Raw genomic sequence first — 18,376 nt, forward strand, 5'->3', positions numbered from 1 at the left:
CATCAGCCGCGGCGGGACCAGGAGGACATCTGGGACGATAGAAATTCTGTTGAACTGCGCTAACAGGGTGCTATGGCATGTGATGCCAACGGTGGGACGGTGTTCGGTTAGCTCATAACCCAGAGGTCGCAGGTTCAAATCCTGTCCCCGCTACTACAGAGGGCGGTCCTGACCGGTAGGTTCAGGACCGCCCTCGCTCTTTGTCGAGGTGTCGTCCTCCGAATCGCCGACAGGTTGTGAAACCGACTCACATCCCGGTCGAATACTTCTCGTTGGCCAACTCGCCTTTCAGCTGGAAATAATGATTACGGTTCCGACATCGGGTCGGACAGCCGAATTTCGGCTACCGCAAGATTTCTGCTGGAGGTTCGTCATGGGACACGGGGTAGATTACAACGCCATTTCGGTCAAGACGCCCGACGAGATCGCCATGTTGCGTGTGGCGGGAGGGATTTCGGCGCGGGTGCTGGAAGAGTTGACACCACATATCGAACCGGGCGTGACCTCGATACAGATCAACGATATTGCGCACGACCTGATCGTCAACAAGTATGGTGCCGAAATCGACCGGGAGGATCTGTCCGGTTACGACTCCAGCGAGTATGCGGCCGTATCCATCGCACACAATGAGGTGGCATTCAGCGGAGAGCCGAGCGAGATTCCGTTGCGGAAGGGAGATTTGTTCGGAGTCGATGTCAGTTTGAAGAAGGACGGCTGGTGCGGCGATACGCAGCGGATGTGGATCGTCGGCGATGAGACCTCCGCCCAGGCTCGATTGCTCAACGCAGTGGGATATCAGGCGATGTGCCTGGGGATCAGTCTCGTTCGTCCCGGCGCGGAGCTGCAGACCATCGCGAAACAGGTTCAGGCGTATGTCGAATCCTATGGCTTCTCGATGCTGCGGGTAGCGAGCGCGACCGGACACTCGATCGGTCGGATTCACGCGGACGGCTGGCTGATTCCGTACTACGACGACCCGCGCAATGCCGGGCGCGTCCTGGAGAAGGGCATGGTCATCACCGTGGAACCGTTCATCTGCGCGGGAAACGGAGAAGGCGTTCGGCTGCAGAACTCCACACGGTCCGCGGTGTCGGCGGATGGCTCGCTGACGACCTACTGGGAGCACGTGGTCGCGGTCACCGACACCGGCTGCGAGGTGCTCGATCTGCGCGAGGGCGAGGATGTCACCTTCTACGATCACCGGCCCCGCGCCTGAAGAACCATCCGGATCACCCGCGAAGCCGCGTGCACAGCCAATCGACGAACGACGTGATGCCGGACACCCGCGGGTGATCCTCTTGCCAGCTGACGAAATAGCCGAGATGCGCAGGAATTTCGACGTCACCGATCTGCATCAGCCGACCTGTCTCCAGATACGGTCGCGATCATCTTCCGGATCATGGCGACACCCTGGCCGGCCAGGGCCGCGCTGAGCAGGCCACCGGCATCAGTGAAGGTCACATTCGCCGACGGCTCGGCGTGGACGATGCCGACGGCCTCGAAGAATTCGCGCCACGACCTGGTTCCGAACCGCAGTAGCGGCGCCTCCGGCAATGTCTCGATAGTCAGAGACGGACAGCGCGACAGGAGTTCAGGACTGCACACGGCGATAACTGTGTCGCCGGGCAGGCGCACCGATCGGAATCCACGCAACTCGGTTGGGCGATGCCAGATGCCTATATCGACCGACGCCGGGTCCGGCAGCGAAATATCCGTATGCCGATGCAGAGAGATACGAACTCCCGGTCGCGAATCGGTGAATTCGGCCAGATGCCGGATCAGCCAGGAATCGGCGAAATCCGTCATCACGCTCAACGAGAGCGGCAGCTCCGTGCTGTCGTGCGCGGTGCTCGCCAGCTCCAGTGCCATGTCGATATCGCGCAGACTGCGGCGCACGCTGGCAGCCAGCTGCCGACAGACTGCGGTCGGACGCATGTGATTGCCCGAGCGGATGAACAGCGGCGTGCCGACCATCGCTTCCAACTGACGGACCTGATGACTCACAGCACTGTGAGTGATGAAGAGTTCCTGAGCCGCCATCGAGTAGCTGCACAACCGCTCTGCGGCTTCCAACGCTCGCAGGGTGGCCAGGCTCGCCGGAAATCTCATCCGGAAATACTATGCCCCGGCCGAATCCGGAATGCGGTCTCCGTGGCCTGCGACCGAGGCGAGCGCCGTCGTGAACCGATCCCCGCCAGTTGAGAAGAGACGACAGATGATTCGAGAAACACAGGGTGGTCGCTGCCGGGGTTCCTGGGCGATGGTCGTCGGCTCGGCGGGGGGAGTCGGTCGTGAGATCGCCTTGCGGCTGGCCGAGGACGGGTATTCGGTGGTGGTGTGTGGGCGCGACGGCGCGAGCGTGCGGGAGACTCGGCAATTGATCGAGTGGGTCGGGGGTCGCGCGGTGGATGTTGTGGTGGATCTTGCTGATTCGGTCGCGGTGGATCGCTTGATCACCGAGGTGTTCCGGTTGCTGGCGGGAGAGTACGGCCCGCGGGGTGTGCGGATCAATTCCGTGGACCTGCATGGCGGCGGTGAACCCGGCGCGATCGCGGAGGCCGTGCGGTTCCTCGTATCGCCGCGCGCGGCTTATGTTCAAGGCGCCGTATTGACCATGAGCGCCGGAGCGGACGTGGCCGAAAGTCATGACTATTCGTCGGCGTGCAAGTGAGCCCCGCTCGACCGGGATCTGTCCACTACCGAAGTGAACGGCTTCGGCGGCGCTTCGCGATCTCCTGCCGGTAGAGCAGTTCCAGCTTGCGGGTCTGGCCGTATTCGCCGAATTCGCGGGCGATGCGGCGACCGGCGGCTCCGAAGTCGTCGGCTCGGCCGCGGTCGGCGAGCAGCTCGATGATTCCGGCTGCGAAGCCGGTTGCCGAATTGGGCGTCACCACACCGTTCACGCCGTGTCGCACGATCTCGGTCACCGACTCGTCGATCAGGACGATCGGCAGACCGGCGTTCGCCGCCTCGTTGAGCACCAAACCTTGGGTGTCGGTCATCGAGGGGAAGGCCAGTACGTCGGCGACCGCGTAGACCACGCCCAATCGGTTGCGGGGAAGACAGCCGGTGAAGGTGATCCGGTGACCCACTCCGGATTGTGCGGCAAGCTCTTTCAGCGCGTTCAGGAAGTCGAAGCCGCCGACATACATCAACCTCGCCCTCGGTCGCGCCTCCAGAACGATCCTCAGGGCCGCGATCAACAGCGGTAGGTTCTTCTCCGCGCCCATGCGCCCGACATTGACGATGATCTCCTCGTCGTCGGCCAGGTTCCACTGCGATCGAAATCGGGCGATCTCCTCCGGCGACGGAGACGGCAGCGGGTCCACACCGGTCGGCAGTGCGACGACACGGTAATCGTATGTGCCGCGCCAGGATTCGAGCTGATCTCTGCTCTTGCGCGAGACCGCGACGACCGCGTCGCAGCGGCTGTACAGCATGGCCAGCGAGTTCTCGGCGGCGATACGACACCAGTCGCCGATATCGCTTCGAGGGCGGAGCACGGTCGCGAGGGTCGCCAGGTCCAGTCGCGTGGTCTCGATCGCGAACTGCAGAGCGAGCGCCAGACTCAGCAGGACGGGCAGCGTGTGCCGGTAGTGCTCGACGACCCGAGAGATATCTGTGCAGTGGTGCCCGATCAGTACCGCGCCGGTCGTTCGAGCGGTGTGAACGGCCAGCAGGCCGAGCTGTGCCGGGGTGAAGAAATGGATGACGTCGAGGTCCAGGCCGCGGACCAACTCCGAGGCCGCCGACGGCCGGAACAGCGAGACACGGCTGTCCTCGAAAAGCCCACTGGCCACACTGCGGAACCGGACGACCCGCGGGTCGTACTCCATCTCCTCGCCGACGACCTTGGGGCAGAAGACGTATACGTCGTGTCCCATCCTGCGCAGTTGCCGACGCGTGATGTCGACGGCGTACACGATCCCGTTCGTCGCCGGATGGTAGGTGTCGGTGAACAGCCCGATCCGCATGCAATCCCCCCAAGTACCGGCAACGCTACCGCACGTTCGCGCAGGTAGAGGCCGATTTGCGAAAAGTACTTGGAACGGAATGCTTCGTTCTGTTACAGTGTGAACAGAACGAAGCATTCCGCTTCGGAGAGCAAGGAGCATCTCATGTCCGACATCCGCCCGTTCCGCATCGAGGTTTCGCAGGCCGATCTGGATGATCTGAACTACCGCCTGGCGCACACCCGCTTCGCCGCCGAACTTCCCGCCGAGTGCGTCGCGGGCAAGGTGGATCTCGGGATTCCGGTGCCCGCGGGCTGGGAATACGGTGTGCCACAGTCGTTCGTGCGGCCGATGCTCGAGCGGTGGCGCGACGAATTCGACTGGCGCGCGGTGGAGGAGAAGCTCAACGCCTACCCGCACTTCGTCACCGAGATCGACGGGCAGACCATTCATTTCGTGCATGTGCGCTCGGCCAACCCCGAGGCGACGCCGCTGATGCTGACCCACGGCTGGCCCAGTTCGTTCGTCGAGGGCCTGAAGTTGGTCGATCGGCTGACCGACCAGTTCCACCTGGTCATCCCGTCCTACCCCGGCTTCGCGTTCTCGGGACCGACCCAGGACATCGGCTGGACGCCCGAGCGGATGGCAGCGGCCCTGGTCGAGCTGATGCGGCGGCTCGGTTATGAACGCTACGGCGTGCACGGCAACGACGGCGGTGCGATCATCTCACCCGAAATGGGCCGCCTCGCACCGGAAAACGTGATCGGCGTGCACGTCACCCAGATCTTCTCCTTCCCCAAGGGCGAGCCCGGCGAATTCGACGGCCTCAGCGAGCAGGATCTGGCGTTCATCCAGTTCGGCCAGAAGTTTTTGGAGCATTCGATCCACGACTTCTCCCAGCGGGCCCAGCCCCAAACCATCGCCCAGGGCCTGTCCGACTCCCCCTCCGGCCAACTCACCTGGAACGCCCAGCTGATGGGCACCCTCGACCCCGACGACTTCCTCACCAACGTCGCCATCTACTGGTTCACCAACACCTCCGCCTCCTCGGCCCGCTTCTACTACGAAAACGCCCACGGCACACACGCTTCCACCCCCACCACGGTCCCGATCGGCCTCGCCTCCTTCGGCTACGACTACAAGCCCCCGCGCAAATTCGCCGACCGCGACCACGCCAACATCATCCAGTGGAACGAGTACCCCGAAGGCGGCCACTGGTCGGCCTACGAGGTCCCCGACCTACTGGCCACCGACATCCGCGAATTCTTCGCGAAGCTGGTGTAGGCCGAGCGATTACGCGTCCGGCCCCGGTCGATTTGTCGACCGGGGCCGGAGGCGTTGTCAGGCGAGCGGGCTTACCAAGACCTTCTCACCAAATCAACTTGCGCATGGAATCGACGATCTGCGGGGGAATGATGGAGCGCGACTGCCTGGTTGGGCAGAGCGATCGAACCACCTCCCGAGCAGGTTCCGAGATCTCATCCGGTGCTACCAACCGCACCGCGGCCAGCGCCTTCTCCAACTCCAGCTCAGCCGCTTCCACCTTCATCACCAGTGCGTCGAAGCTTGTCGTCAAATGCACGCGCTCCGTCGCACTGACCGCATCGTCCAACCGTGATTCGACATCGCTCACCATTTCGGTCAAAGTCGCCACCTGCTCACAGGATGCCAGGAATTGACTGAAGACCGCGAGCCGTTGCGCGGCACGCTCCCTGTCTTTGTTGGTGCGCACAGACGAGCGAACGGCTACCGCGTCGAAAGCGGCCTTGAGGAACACTCCGACGACGACACCCGCGCCGCCGAGAACGGGCGCCCACCACAATCCGGAAGCCGACTCCGACGCGGCAATCAGGCCGACGCGCATATCGGTTCGATGATCACGTCCGGTCTGATCATCTCCAAAACCTCCGGCGGGAACTTCAGCTTGCTCATCACAAGTCCGCTTCCAGCGTAAATATCCTCCCTGCCCATGAGCGAATCATCTACGAGCAGCTTCCAATCCGAGGGAATTCCAACGGGCCCGATACTGCCGAATTCCATTCCGCTGGAGGTCTGTACGACAACGCGATCGGCCATCCGAACAGACTTGCTCGACAAGATCTTCTTTACACGCCGGTTGAAGTCGAGGCGGGCGCCAACCGGGAACACACACACCGCCAACGTTCTGTTCTCCCCCGATTTGCCCTCGACCACCAGAGTCGTCGTCGCGCCGCATGGATCGGCACCCGACCAGGCGATGAACCCCTCTCCCGATACAGCTTCGGGAGGAATTTTGGAAGCGTATATCAGCTCCGCAGCCCGAATATTTTCACGAACCACCTCTCGACCTGGCGGCGCGATCAGATCGATCGCATCCTGTATACGTATCCAGGATGGACCATCATGCGCATCCGCATCGTTCAAGACCATTTCACCATCCCATCGTCTGTTTTTCCTACAAAACAGGACATCGCTACCCGGTGTCCGACTACTACCGGATTAACAGCATGCATCGCGCAGCTGTCGAAGATCAGCAGATCCCCGATGCGGGGCTTGATCGCAAGCGCCGGGTGCCGTGACTCGGTGATATTTAAATCCGCTGACTCGATACATTTCGCATCGTATATTACCGCCTCGCCGCCGTATGCGGGGGAGGCCAGGAAATAATTCAGAGCCAGCTGGCCAGAAAGATGCGGAAACTGTCCCGAAGGCCACTCCATATTCAGATTGTCCCAATGCGCGGCTGCCCCCATTTCAATCCTTCGTATCGTATTCCAGGCTGCTGGTTTCCGGCGATAGACCAAGGGGGCGACCACCTCGCCGAAGAGGCGATCGATCAGCGCACCGAACCGCTGCCGCAGCGTAGTAAAAAACGGGTATTTGGAATAGACTTCTTCAACCCTCCGAACTGCCTCGCTGTAGTAATCTTCCGGCTGCTCGGTGTGATAGCGAATCTGATTCAGCGTGGGCCCCAAGGTAACCGCACCAGGCGCCTGCACCGATCCGCGAAATCCTGAGGCGAAGGATAGCATGTCGAGGAGCTCGGCAATGGGCGGCGTCGGAATATCGGAGTGCCTGACAATCACGGCGGTCACCCTTTTCCCACCGGCCGGGTATCGCACCGTTTCGCCCTCGTACCGCCTGGCGAGTTGACTACAGAAGTTATCTAACATATCTGCACACCACCAATTTTCTCGATTTCCCGACGGACCTCGGATCGTTCCACGGCCCGCTGTAGCTCAAATAGTGTCAGCGCTTCTCCCATTATCCCCGTCCATTCCGGATTTCCGAGCGCACGCATCGCTCGTCCCTCGACCCACAGCGCCCTCGCATATTCGTACCTGTTTGATTCCCCAGCAACCGAACGGGCATATCTCGCCGTCTCACAGGCGGTATCAGCGGCACCTTCGGCGATCTGGCAGAATCCGTAATTGACAATCGCAGTGAGATAACATGATCGGTTTCCCTGCTCCATCGAAAGCCCTGCCGCCGCCTCAAGAAACCGTTTCGCCAAAGACTGATTTCCGAGCTTGTGGTAGGTGAATCCGATATTGTTCAGAATATTCGGCATCAAACCCAGCGCCGCGCATCCCCGCGCAACCTGTCGTGCCCTCCAAAAGCTTCGAAGCGCATCCTGATACATCGCCTGCCGCCACTGCAGCGCACCGCGGATTCGATGACACGAGGACAACTGCTCCGCACTTCGGCACATTTCCACCGCAATATCTATCTCACGCAGGCCGTTCGGGTACTGCCCTATCCGCTCGTAGGTAAAGGCAAGCTTCAGTCGTAGCGAAATATAACTTTCGGCATCCGAATCCGAGAGTTCACCAGCATCGGAAAATATTTCCCTACACACGTCGACCGCCGTTTCGAACATACCCGTTTCCCATGCAACCAGCGCAAAGGAATCCGCCACACGGAGCTTGTCGGAAAAATTGCAATCGACTCTCGTCATCCGCCACACCGCCGCAACAATATGCAGGATCCGTTCGGACTGCCCGAGCTTGACCGCATGTCGGCATGCCACATCGATCAGGGATACCAATCCCTCTTTCGAATTTTCGGCAAGAATCGACTCGATGACATTGAGCAGATCATCCAGGCATACCGAGGAGTTTCTGCTGTGCAGATCCGGCCGCCCGGTCGATGCAAATCCATCCAGCGACGCACACAATTCCTTTCCGATTGCCACAGCGGCCCGACATCTGTCCGACCGCGCCAGCTTGTGGACGAGTCGGGATTTGGAGTGTTCTCGAACCAAGTCATGGAGCGCATAGGTGGCGGAATTCACCGGCTCGACGAGGTGGTAATCCTCCAGTATGAGTAGGCACCTGCGACATTCGGACAGATGGCGACCGGTTGCCGCCTCCATCGCACGGTAGGTAACGTTCGCAATATTCCCGACGGTAAGCATTTCATATATCTCGGCCGTCACCGAGTCCAGGGCAGAGAGTGTGGCATCGAGCAACTGATGCATACCCAATTCATTGCCAATGGAAGGGCAATACGATTCGAGCTCGTCGAGATTTTCAGTGATCGACATATGATTTCTCCTGACGACCCGGGCCGTGATCCGAGTGAGCAAGAAAGCATTACCGCGCGCCAGAGCGGAAATCCTGGCGATCTCATCTGTCGTCACCTCCGATCCACTCAACAGGGATCGTGCAATTTCCGCCGAAGCGGTAGTGCCGAGATCAGGAACCCTGAGATGCGCAATCTGATAGTGAAAATCGATCAGTCGCCGCGATGTCGCGATAATCGTCAAGAGGGATCCATATGTCATGATCTCCTCGATCTGACCCCGACTCGTAACATTGTCTATGATCAAAAGAAAGCGCTCGCGAGAGACCTTCCGCGACCAGAGACTTATCAGATCAGACCAGATGGCCGGTATATCCGATGCCAAGAATCCACTCGATATCAGGGCATTCCGAATTATATCGGTCGCCGACAATTCGGTTTGTCCGACCGCAAATCCACGCAGATCTATATAGATTCGCCGTTTGATATCTTCTCGCGGATACCGGCGACCGATCTCCAGTGCGATCTGAGTCTTCCCGCACCCGGCCGAGCCGTGGATGAGAATCCCATGAGGACACGGTCTCCCCGTAAGGGTGGCCATGGCCTCATCGATGAATTCGTCCCGTCCTAGGATGATTGACCGGGGTGGCGCCCCAATGATCTCGAACCTGTCGCGCGGCTCCACGACTCGTGACCTCTCCATTAACGATGAACATCAGCCGGCGGTGACGCAGCCAACAACGCCTGCTGTTCGGTTCACAGCGTAATTTATTCCGGGTGACACCGGGGCGGACCGCGACCGAGACGGTCGAATTCGTGACATAAGCCCCCTCGTCTCGGTGTACTGGTCACCATGGCGCGACCCACGCTTATGATCTGTCGCGTTCTTGCACAAGAAGCGTCACGACATCCGATCCCGCCGACACACCCGACCGTCCAAGGTGGCCAACCGGTCGGGTTCATTCGCCCGTCGAAGGAGAACATACCGTGTATCAACTCGCCTACGCCGAGATCGAGGCTGCCACCGACCGTATCGCGAGATTTATCCGCCCTGTCACGGTTTCGGAATTCTGTCTCCGACCCGGAAGCTCGCAGGACCGCGCCCCCTCTCGAATTTGGATCGCCCATGAATATCTGCAGTACACAGGCACTTTCAAAGCACGGGGAGCGGCGAATTTCGTCATGTCCCATAAGGCGGCGAGCACCCTACCCGCCAAGGGAGTGACGATCGCCAGCGGCGGCAATGCCGGTGTCGCATGCGCCTGGTCTACAACGCATGTCGGAATACCGACGACAGTGTTCGTTCCCGATAACGCACCTGGCGTCAAGGTCGCCAAGCTTCGCGCGCTCGGTGCGGATGTGCGGCAGGTGGGCACACAGTATGCGGATGCCGCGGCGGCCTGCGTCGAGTTCGCGGCCGACACCGGCGCCTTGCTCTCGCACGCATATGACCATCCGCTCATTGCTGCCGGGGCAGGCACGCTGCTCGAGGAAATCCGTACCGCGATACCGAGATTGGACACCGTCATCGTTGCGGTGGGCGGCGGCGGCTTGTTCACCGGCGTCGCGACGGCCGCGGCTCAGTATGGGATCCGGACCGTCGCTGTGGAACCACGACACTGTCGAGCGTTGCACGCCGCGGTCGAATCCGACGCACTGGTCGATGTCGATATTGATTCCGTCGCGGCAGACTCACTGGGAGCACGCCGTGTTTCGCAAATGGCCCTGACCGCCGCCAAAGTCTTCGACGTGCAGTCGGTTCTCGTCGACGATTCCGAGATCATTCGTACCCGTCGAGCCCTCTGGGAGAATTACCGCATCGTGGTAGAGGCGGGCGCGGCTGCCGCGTTGGCGGCGATCACCGGCGAGGCTCCCGCCTACTCACCCGGGGTCGGCGAAAACGTTTGCGTCGTGTTGTGCGGCGCCAATACCGATCCCAGCGACCTGGTCCTTTGATAGCCGTCTCGACACGGTGTGCGGGATATCATGCCAGCAGATTCACCAGGAAGTCTCGTGGTATCTGCGGACCGTCGGGTTGGCCTGCGCCGAACGGTAACTCGTCGCGTAGGGTGCGCAGGATTGCCAGGACGCCTGGGCCGGCGTCCAATAGGGGTCTGGTCCAGCCTAATTCGGCGCAGTGGATCACCACCGGGGTCAGGGTGCCGATGGATTCGCCGGTCCAGCCTGCGGCGGAGAGGCATTCGGCCAGGAGGAGGGCGGTGTCGAGTTCGGCTCGGGGGCGGTGTTGTTCGACCATGCGGCCGTGTAGGGCGCGGGAGCGTTTGACGGCGGAGTCGTCGGCGCCGAGGGGGGCCAGGTCGTCGCCTATGTAGGTGTCCAGGCCGCGGTGGCGGGACAGGAGGGCTCGGATGGTGGCGAGTTCCTCGGCTTCGGCGGCCAGGGCTACAGCGCCGGTGGCGTGGCGCATGGAGCGCTGGGCCGGTTCGTTCATGGTGGGGAAGATGTCGCCGGGTAGGCCCAGGCGCAGGCGTTCGGCGCGGATGTGGGCGCCGAGGCGGGACAGCTTGCGGTCGGCGGCTATTCGCGCGCCCTCGTCCAAGCGGGCGGCGGCGGTCTCCAGATCGCCGCGTACCGCCTTGACTCGCGCGCCGATCACGAAGGTGGTGACCATGAAGTCGACCGGGCCGACCCGGGCAACCAGCTGATGGCTCTGATCGAGCAGCCGCTCGGCGGCGTCCAGATCGCCGCGGCGATAGGTCACCTCGCCCAGCAGCGCCGCCGCCACCCGCACCGCGTGCGAGCGCGGGCCGGAACGCTCCCGGGCGGTCTGCCACGCCCGCTCGAAACATTCGGTGGCCGTGTCGATATCGAGCTGTTCGTAGGCCGCCGCGCCCTTGCCGAGTAAGCCGAACACCACGCCCAGCGGATCCTTGGAACGCGCGTGATACTTCGCCGCCCACTCCTGCATCCCGCGCGCACCGTCGAAGTCGAAATCACACAACCGCACGAACGAGGTCAGATTCGCCGCCGCCGAGACCGTCCAGGCGGGCAACTCGTCGGCCCGCTGCAGACAGTCCGAAACCCGTTCCAGCACACCGTCGGTGCGATCGCGCGCCACCTGATCGGCCGCGGCCAGCACCGCGGCCTGACAGCGCTGCACCATGGCGTCGGCATCGGTCGGCTCGCTGCGCGCCAGCATGTTCGACAACCGACCCAGTGCGGTGCGCGCCGCGCCCGACTGCTGCAGGTTGATATTGGCGCGCGCCAAGGCCATCAGCAGCTTCGAACGCGAAGCCACCTGCTGCACAGGCAGTTTCGATACCGTGCCGAGCAGCGTGGCCAGCTTGGAGGTGTCGATGAGGTCCATGCCCCCGCTCTCGACCAGATCCAGCGCCAGCTTCAGGTCGGTGGCCTGCAGCGCGTGATCGACCGATTTGCGCAGTAGCTGATGTTCGGCGTACCAGCGAGAAGCCTTGCGGTGCTGGCTTTTCAGCCTGCCAGGGTGGACGCGTTCGAGTCGCGCCCGCAGTTGTTCGGCGAACATCGGCTGGATCCGGAACCACTCCGGATCGTAGGACACCCGGCTGATGAACAGTTCCCGCTGCTCGGCCTGTTCGAGCAGTTGTTCGGCCTCGGCCTCACCGCTCAGGGCCGCGGCGAGCGGCCCGCTCACCTTCTCCGTCACCGAGATCGCCATCAGGAATTCCAGCAGCCGCGGTTCGAGGGTGTCGAGTACGTTCTCCGACAGATACTCTCGGATCACCTGATTACCACCGGACAGCTGCGCGATCAGCCGATCGGGCTGCACGGTGTCGTTCCCGCCCGCCCGCAGCGACAGGCTCACCAGCTGAATGGCCGCGGGCCAGCCGTCGGTGGCGCTGTGGATCTGCTCGATCTGCTGCTCGGTGAGCGCGAATCCGTTGTGCTCCACCAGAATTTCCCGGGTCTCCGCCGCAGTGAGCCGCAGGGCGTTGCAGTCGATCTCGACCAGTTCGTCGCGCACTCGCAACCGGCTCAGCGGCAGCCCGGACTGCTCGCGGGTGGTGATGACGAAACGCAGATGGTGACATCCGTTGTCCAGCAACGCATCCATGACCCGATGCGCCCCGGCGTCGGTGACCCGATGCCAGTCCTCGACCACCACCACGATCGCTCGCGCACTCGCGTGGATCTCATCGATCAGCGCGGAGATCGCATAGGAGACCGCCTCGGGCGGCCGCTCCTCGAGCACCTGTTCGAGCCCGGCGCCGATATCCGGGCAAACCCGCCGGATGGCCTGCACCAGATGGGCCAGAAACCAGACCTCGTTGTCGTCGTCGTGATCGATGCCGATCCAGGCCACCGCGATCGCGCGATCGGTCAGCTCGTTGCGCCACTGCGCGGCCACGGTACTTTTCCCGAATCCGGCCGGACCGTGGATCACCGCGAGCCGCCTGCGTCCGCCCGCGCGCAGCACCTCGAGCAGCCGCGGCCGCAGCACCGGCTCGCGGGCCGGGGTGGGCGGGCGGAATTTCGTGGTCGGTGTGGGCGGCAGGGTCGACGGCGACGGCACGACCTCGGTCGGTGGGCGCAGCGACAGGGTCGAGCGCGGACCGCTCATCATCGAGGACCGGGTGCGCAGCGACGAATTGCTCAGGGGCGCGGCGATACCGGTGCCGTTGCCGGTGTCCTCCGCCTCGATCCCGGCGTCCAGCAGCGCCATCTCGTCGGGCATCTGGCCGTGCGCCTGCTGGACCAAGCGCAGCAGCTCGCCCAGTTCGTAGGCCGAGCCCGGGCGGTCGTCGGGTTCGGGGGACATCGCCCGTTCGATGACCTCGGCGACATCGGCGGGGAAGTCCAGCTCGCGCAGGTCCGGAATCGGCTGGGTGGTGATGCGCAGGAATTGCGCCACGATCTTCTCCCCCGAGCGCCGTTCGAAGGCGGCATGCCCGGTGAGCAGTGCGAACAGCGTGGCGCCGAGACCGTAGACATCGGAGCGTTCGGTCGGATCGTCGCCCTTGAGCACCTCGGGCGCGGTGAAGGCGGGTGAACCGGTGATCATGCTGGTGGAGGTGCGAAATCCACCCGGGATGCGGGCGATGCCGAAGTCGGTCAGCTGCGGTTCGCCGTAGCGGCTGAGCAGGACATTGGCCGGTTTCACATCGCGATGCAGTACATGCGCGCGGTGGGCGCTCTCGATCGCGCCGGCCAGCTTCACGCCGACCCGCACGGTATCCGACCAGGTCAGCGGGCCGTGTTCGCGAATGAGCCGTTCCAGCGAGCCGTGCGCGGCATAGGGCATGACGATGAACGGCAGCCCACTGGCGGTGACATCGACCTGCAGGATGTCGACGATATTGGGATGGCCGGACAACCGGCCCATGGCATGTTCCTCGCGCAGGAACCGTTCGCGGCTCTCCTCGTCGATCTCCGAGGACAGCACCTTCACCGCGACGACACGATCCAGCGCTCGCTGGGCACAGCGATAGACGACCCCGAAGCCGCCGCGTCCGATCTCCTCCGCATCGAACAGTCCCATCGCCTCGAGCTCATCGGCGGTGCCGATGGGCAGATGACGCTGGGTATTCGATTCGGCCTCTGTCTCGGTGCTGCGGACCTTGCCCGTGTGTGGATTCATGGCACCACCTCGAACGTTCCGCGCTTACTCCAACGTAGCGCGGTCGGAAGTCACGCGTATGGAATTCCGGTCAGGGCGCGTGTGGACCGACCGGTCCGCACGAAAGTGCTTCGCACACAATACGGCCCGGACCACGAAGTTCGTGGTCCGGGCCGGAGTGTCACGGACCCTTACTTACGCAGCGAGGCCGGAACCTCGAAACGCGGGCCGAACTTGGCCGCCAGCTCGTCGGCACGGGCCACGAAAGCCGCCTGGCCGCCCGGGTAGCCGACGATGAACTGGTGGGTGCCGCCGGTCCAGGCCGGGAAGCCGATGCCGAAGATCGAGCCGATGTTGGCGTCGGCTGTCGTGGTCAGCACGCCCTCGTCGAAACACTTCTGCGTCTCGATGGCCTCGGCGAACAGCATGCGGTCCTTCAGATCCTGCAGGGTGACGCCCGCGGGCAGTTCCGTCGAGGTGTTGAACAGCGAGCGCAGCTCCGACCACAGGCCGGCGGCCTTGCCGTCGACGTAGTCGTAGAAGCCGGCGCCGCCCGCCTTGCCCTTGCGGTCGAACTCGCCCACCAGCTTGTCGAGGATGTCCGCGGTGGCCTGCGACGCCGCATCGATCTCGCCGCCCGCGGCCACGAGGGCCTCGGCGGTCTCCTTGTAGATCTTCTGCATGGTGGTGAAGTTCAGCTCGTCCGACAGCTTCAGCGGCGCCGCCGGGTAGCCCGCCTGCAGACCGGCCTGCTCGATGGTCTGCGGGTCCACGCCCTCGGCCAGCATCTTGATGGCCTCGTTGATGAACTTGCCGATGACGCGCGAGGTGTAGAAGCCGCGCGAGTCGTTGACCACGATCGGGGTCTTGCGGATCGCGAGGGTGTAGTCGTACACCCGGGCCAGGGCCTCGTCGGAGGTCTTCTCGCCCTTGATGATCTCCACCAGCGGCATCTTGTCGACCGGGGAGAAGAAGTGGATGCCGATGAAGTCCTCTTGGCGCTTCACACCGTTGGCCAGCAGGGTGATCGGCAGGGTCGAGGTGTTCGAGCCGAGCAGCGCGTCGGCGTCGACGACATCCTCGATCTCCGCGAAGACCTTGGCCTTGAGCTCCGGGTTCTCGAACACGGCCTCGATGACGAAGTCCACGCCCTTGAAATCGGCCGGATCGGCGGTCGGGTGGATGCGGTCCAGCAGCGCCTTGGACTTCTCCTCGGTGGTCTTACCGCGGGAGAGGGCCTTCTCCTCGAGCTTGACCGAGTAGTCCTTGCCCTTCTCGGCGTTCTCGATGCTGACGTCCTTGAGCACGACCTCGATGCCCGCCTTGGCGGTCACGTAGGCGATACCCGCGCCCATCATGCCCGCGCCCAGCACGCCGACCTTCTTGATCTCGCGCTTGGGCACGTCCTTCGGACGCGAACCGCCGTTGTTGATCGACTGCAGGTCGAAGAAGAACGCCTGGATCATGTTCTTCGCGACCGGGCCGGTCAGCAGGTTCACGAAGTAGCGCGACTCGATCAGCGAGGCGTTGTCGAAATCGACCTGCGCGCCCTCGATCGCGGCGGCCATGATGTTCTTCGGAGCCGGCATATTGGCGCCCTTGAGCTGCTTGCGCAGGTTCGCGGGGAAGGCCGGGAGGTTGGCGGCCAGGGCCGGGGTGGAGGGGGTGCCGCCCGGAATCTTGTAGCCCTTGACGTCCCAGGGCTGCACGCCCTTGTCCGGGTTGGCCTTGATCCACGCCTTGGCGGCCGGGACCAGCTCCTCGATCGAGCCGACGACCTCGTTGACCAGGCCGATCTGCTGGGCCTTGGTGGCGTTGAACTCGTTGCCCTGCAGCAGGATCTGCATGAGGGCGTTCTGGATGCCGAACATGCGCACGGTGCGGGTCACGCCGCCGCCGGCGGGCAGCAGGCCCAGCTTGACCTCGGGCAGGCCGATCTTGAGGCCCTTGACGTCGGCCGCGATGCGGTAGTGGGTCGCGAGGGTGATCTCGAGACCGCCGCCGAGCGCGGCGCCGTTGATGGCCGAGACGACCGGCTTGCCGAGCTGCTCGAGGCGACGCAGCGCGCCCTTGATCTCGTTGAGCTCGTCCATCAGGATCTGGGCGTCGGCCGGGCCGATCTTCATCATGTTCTTCAGGTCACCGCCGGCGAAGAAGGTCTTCTTCGCGGAGGTGATGACGACGCCGGTGATGTCGTCCTTCTCGGCCTCCAGTCGATCGACGGTGGCCGTCATCGACTTCTTGTAGAGGTCGTTCATGGTGTTGGCGCCCTGGTTCGGGTCGTCCATCGTCAGTACGACGATGCCGTCGGCGTCCTTGTCCCACGCAATCATGTTGTCGCTGGTAGTCACGTTGTCGGTCATAACTTCGTTGTCTCCCTGGAAGTTTCCGGCCGCGTCAGACGCGCTCGATGATGGTCGCGACACCCATGCCGCCGCCGATGCACAGGGTCACCAGGGCGTAGCGGGCGTTGCGGCGCTCCAGCTCGTCGACCATGGTGCCGGTGATCATCGCGCCGGTGGCGCCCAGCGGGTGGCCCATGGCGATGGCGCCGCCGTTGACGTTCAGCTTCTCGTCCGGGATGTTCAGATCCTTCTGGAACTTCAGGACGACCGACGCGAACGCCTCGTTGATCTCGAACAGGTCGATGTCGTCGACCGACAGACCCGCCTTGGCGAGCGCCTTGTGCGCGGCCGGCGTCGGGCCGGTCAGCATGATGGTGGCGTCCGCGCCGGAGATACCGGTGGAGACGATGCGGGCGCGCGGGGTCAGGCCGGAAGCCTTACCGGCCTCCTCGTTGCCAACCAGGACCAGCGCGGCGCCGTCGACGATGCCCGAGCTGTTGCCGCCGTGGTGGACGTGGTTGATCTTCTCCACGAAGTGATACTTCTGCAGCGCCACCGCGTCGAAGCCGCCCATCTCACCGATGGCGGTGAAGGAGGGGTTCAGCTTGGCGAGGTCCTCGGCGGTGGTGCCCGGACGCATGTGCTCGTCGCGATCCAGGATGGTCAGGCCGTTGATGTCGGTGACCGGCACGACCGACTTGGCGAAGTAGCCGCCGGTCCACGCGGCCGCGGCGCGCTCCTGCGAACGCACGGCGTAGGCGTCGACGTCGTCGCGGGAGAAGCCCTCGATCGTCGCGATCAGGTCGGCCGAAATGCCCTGCGGCACAATGTAGTTCTCGTAGCTGGTCCACGGGTCCATGAACATGGCGCCACCGTCGGAGCCCATCGGCACGCGCGACATGGCCTCCACGCCGCCGGCGATCACGAGATCCTCGAAGCCCGAGCGGACCTTCTGGGCGGCCAGGTTGACGGCCTCCAGGCCGGACGCGCAGAACCGGTTGATCTGGGTGCCGCCGACGGTGTCGGGCAGCCCGGAGGTCAGCACGGTGGTGCGGGCGATATCGGCGCCCTGATCGCCGACCGGCGACACCACGCCCAGGACCACGTCCGAGATGCGCTCCTCGTCGAGGTTCGGGAAGCGGTTGCGCAGCTCCTTGACCAGGCCGGTGGTCAGATCGATCGGCTTGACCGAATGCAGCGTGCCCTTCTTGTTGCGGCCGCGCGGAGTGCGGATGGCCTCGTAAATGTAGGCCTCTGTGGTCATATCGGAGTTTTCCTTCCTTGGGGTGCGCCGACACCGTTGTGGGCGGTACCGCCGCAGATAACCTCGCCGACCGGCCCGTGCGAGACCGACCGTGTGTGTTCAGTTAGCGGCCCGTCGCTCGCACCGCATAACGCTGTACAAACATCGGCAGGCATCGGCCTTCGAGTGCCCTGGAGACAGCCCGGGGACCCGGGCATCACCATAGAACCTCGTCGCTCCGACACCGACGGCATCCCGGCCCGAAGTGCGCCGGGATCCTTGCGGACAGTGTACCGCCGGATGCGAACTCCGGTTAACTTAACGCTGTCGGGGAGGTGGCTGTCAACCGTCCAGACGTGTGGCGCCCAGCTCAGTTCGGAGCAGCTCCAAGGCCACCTCATCGGGGTCTTGGCGGTCGCCCGGCGGGACCGGGCGCGCGGACTCCGCGAGCATCTCCCGCTCCTCCTCCGGCGTAGACGCAGGTGGGACACCCCCATAACCTACCGGTGAGTAGCCGTCCGGTCCAGGATCGTCCGGAAGATCCGGTCCGTCCGGTAGCGGGATATCGTCGTCCGGCGGCGCGGTCCGCGCCTCCGAATCCGCGTCCGACAAGCCCGATCCCGTGCCACGAGCGGCTCCCTCTCCCGGCGCGGCCGCCCGCGCCTGGCTAGGGCGCGTGAAGCGGGGCGCCTCCTTGGCGCCCTCGGCCCTGCCGTTCGCGGGATTCGTCGCCGGCCGATCGGGCGCGGCGGCGGCCGGAGCCGGTCGAGGCGGC

14 protein-coding genes and 1 pseudogene are annotated in these 18,376 nt (G+C 63.6%); 4 read left to right on the forward strand and 11 right to left on the reverse strand.

Features of this window, described 5'->3' with window-relative positions; all coding sequences use genetic code 11:
- Positions 1-208: 208 nt before the first annotated feature.
- Entirely contained in the window at positions 209-1,216 is a 1,008-nt protein-coding gene (locus NP4_RS15215) for a M24 family metallopeptidase (RefSeq protein ID WP_147287961.1), read from the forward strand.
- A 13-nt stretch (positions 1,217-1,229) separates the two neighbouring features.
- On the opposite strand, the gene NP4_RS42605 is transcribed toward NP4_RS15215, so the two are convergent.
- Complete coding sequence (locus tag NP4_RS42605) at positions 1,230-1,355, reverse strand: hypothetical protein (protein ID WP_255285513.1); 126 nt, start codon at positions 1,353-1,355, stop codon at positions 1,230-1,232.
- Positions 1,342-2,109 carry a LysR substrate-binding domain-containing protein gene (locus tag NP4_RS15220; RefSeq protein WP_082875881.1) on the reverse strand — a complete coding sequence of 256 codons (768 nt, stop codon included), beginning with the start codon at positions 2,107-2,109 and terminating at the stop codon, positions 1,342-1,344. The genes NP4_RS42605 and NP4_RS15220 overlap by 14 nt, the downstream gene beginning before the upstream one ends.
- Positions 2,110-2,215: 106 nt before the next feature.
- On the opposite strand from NP4_RS15220, the gene NP4_RS15225 reads away from it, so the two are divergent.
- Complete coding sequence (locus NP4_RS15225; RefSeq protein WP_114755639.1) at positions 2,216-2,671, forward strand: SDR family NAD(P)-dependent oxidoreductase; 456 nt, start codon at positions 2,216-2,218, stop codon at positions 2,669-2,671.
- 25 nt (positions 2,672-2,696) lie between these two features.
- Here the strand turns inward: NP4_RS15225 and NP4_RS15230 are convergent, their stop codons facing one another.
- Complete coding sequence (locus NP4_RS15230) at positions 2,697-3,974, reverse strand: glycosyltransferase (protein ID WP_067998159.1); 1,278 nt, start codon at positions 3,972-3,974, stop codon at positions 2,697-2,699.
- A 144-nt stretch (positions 3,975-4,118) separates the two neighbouring features.
- Here NP4_RS15230 and NP4_RS15235 point away from each other — a divergent pair, with 144 nt between their 5' ends.
- Complete coding sequence (locus tag NP4_RS15235) at positions 4,119-5,237, forward strand: epoxide hydrolase family protein (RefSeq protein WP_067998161.1); 1,119 nt, start codon at positions 4,119-4,121, stop codon at positions 5,235-5,237.
- Positions 5,238-5,322: 85 nt separating this feature from the next.
- Here NP4_RS15235 and NP4_RS15240 read toward each other — a convergent pair whose 3' ends face one another.
- The 4 genes from NP4_RS15240 to NP4_RS15255 form a co-directional block, all read right to left on the reverse strand.
- On the reverse strand, positions 5,323-5,817 hold the full coding sequence (locus NP4_RS15240) for a hypothetical protein (protein WP_067998163.1): 495 nt from the start codon (positions 5,815-5,817) through the stop codon (positions 5,323-5,325).
- Entirely contained in the window at positions 5,802-6,362 is a 561-nt protein-coding gene (locus NP4_RS39910; protein WP_082875884.1) for a YbaK/EbsC family protein, read from the reverse strand. The genes NP4_RS15240 and NP4_RS39910 overlap by 16 nt, the downstream gene beginning before the upstream one ends.
- Positions 6,353-7,027: a 2OG-Fe(II) oxygenase gene (locus tag NP4_RS15250; protein WP_169813738.1), complete on the reverse strand. Its 675-nt coding sequence runs from the start codon at positions 7,025-7,027 to the stop codon at positions 6,353-6,355. The genes NP4_RS39910 and NP4_RS15250 overlap by 10 nt, the downstream gene beginning before the upstream one ends.
- A gap of 71 nt (positions 7,028-7,098) precedes the next feature.
- On the reverse strand, positions 7,099-8,700 hold the full coding sequence (locus NP4_RS15255) for an ATP-binding protein (RefSeq protein WP_147287960.1): 1,602 nt from the start codon (positions 8,698-8,700) through the stop codon (positions 7,099-7,101).
- 743 nt (positions 8,701-9,443) lie between these two features.
- Between NP4_RS15255 and NP4_RS15260 the strand changes: the two genes are divergently transcribed.
- On the forward strand, positions 9,444-10,412 hold the full coding sequence (locus NP4_RS15260; RefSeq protein WP_067998171.1) for a serine/threonine dehydratase: 969 nt from the start codon (positions 9,444-9,446) through the stop codon (positions 10,410-10,412).
- Between the two features lie 28 nt (positions 10,413-10,440).
- Here NP4_RS15260 and NP4_RS15265 read toward each other — a convergent pair whose 3' ends face one another.
- The 4 genes and pseudogenes from NP4_RS15265 to NP4_RS42115 all read right to left on the reverse strand — a co-directional run.
- Positions 10,441-14,034, reverse strand: coding sequence for a serine/threonine-protein kinase (locus NP4_RS15265; protein ID WP_067998173.1), 3,594 nt, complete (start codon positions 14,032-14,034; stop codon positions 10,441-10,443).
- Between the two features lie 170 nt (positions 14,035-14,204).
- On the reverse strand, positions 14,205-16,376 hold the full coding sequence (locus NP4_RS15270; RefSeq protein ID WP_067998175.1) for a 3-hydroxyacyl-CoA dehydrogenase NAD-binding domain-containing protein: 2,172 nt from the start codon (positions 16,374-16,376) through the stop codon (positions 14,205-14,207).
- Between the two features lie 34 nt (positions 16,377-16,410).
- The gene (locus NP4_RS15275; protein WP_062512104.1) at positions 16,411-17,622 is read right to left on the reverse strand and encodes an acetyl-CoA C-acetyltransferase; all 1,212 of its coding nucleotides are present in this window, start codon (positions 17,620-17,622) and stop codon (positions 16,411-16,413) included.
- 321 nt (positions 17,623-17,943) lie between these two features.
- Positions 17,944-18,376: pseudogene (locus NP4_RS42115) on the reverse strand (DNA polymerase III subunit gamma/tau); the annotation flags it as partial.

It is taken from the genome of Nocardia pseudobrasiliensis NBRC 108224 (assembly GCF_001613105.1).
In the GTDB taxonomy this organism is placed as follows: Bacteria; Actinomycetota; Actinomycetes; order Mycobacteriales; family Mycobacteriaceae; genus Nocardia; species Nocardia pseudobrasiliensis.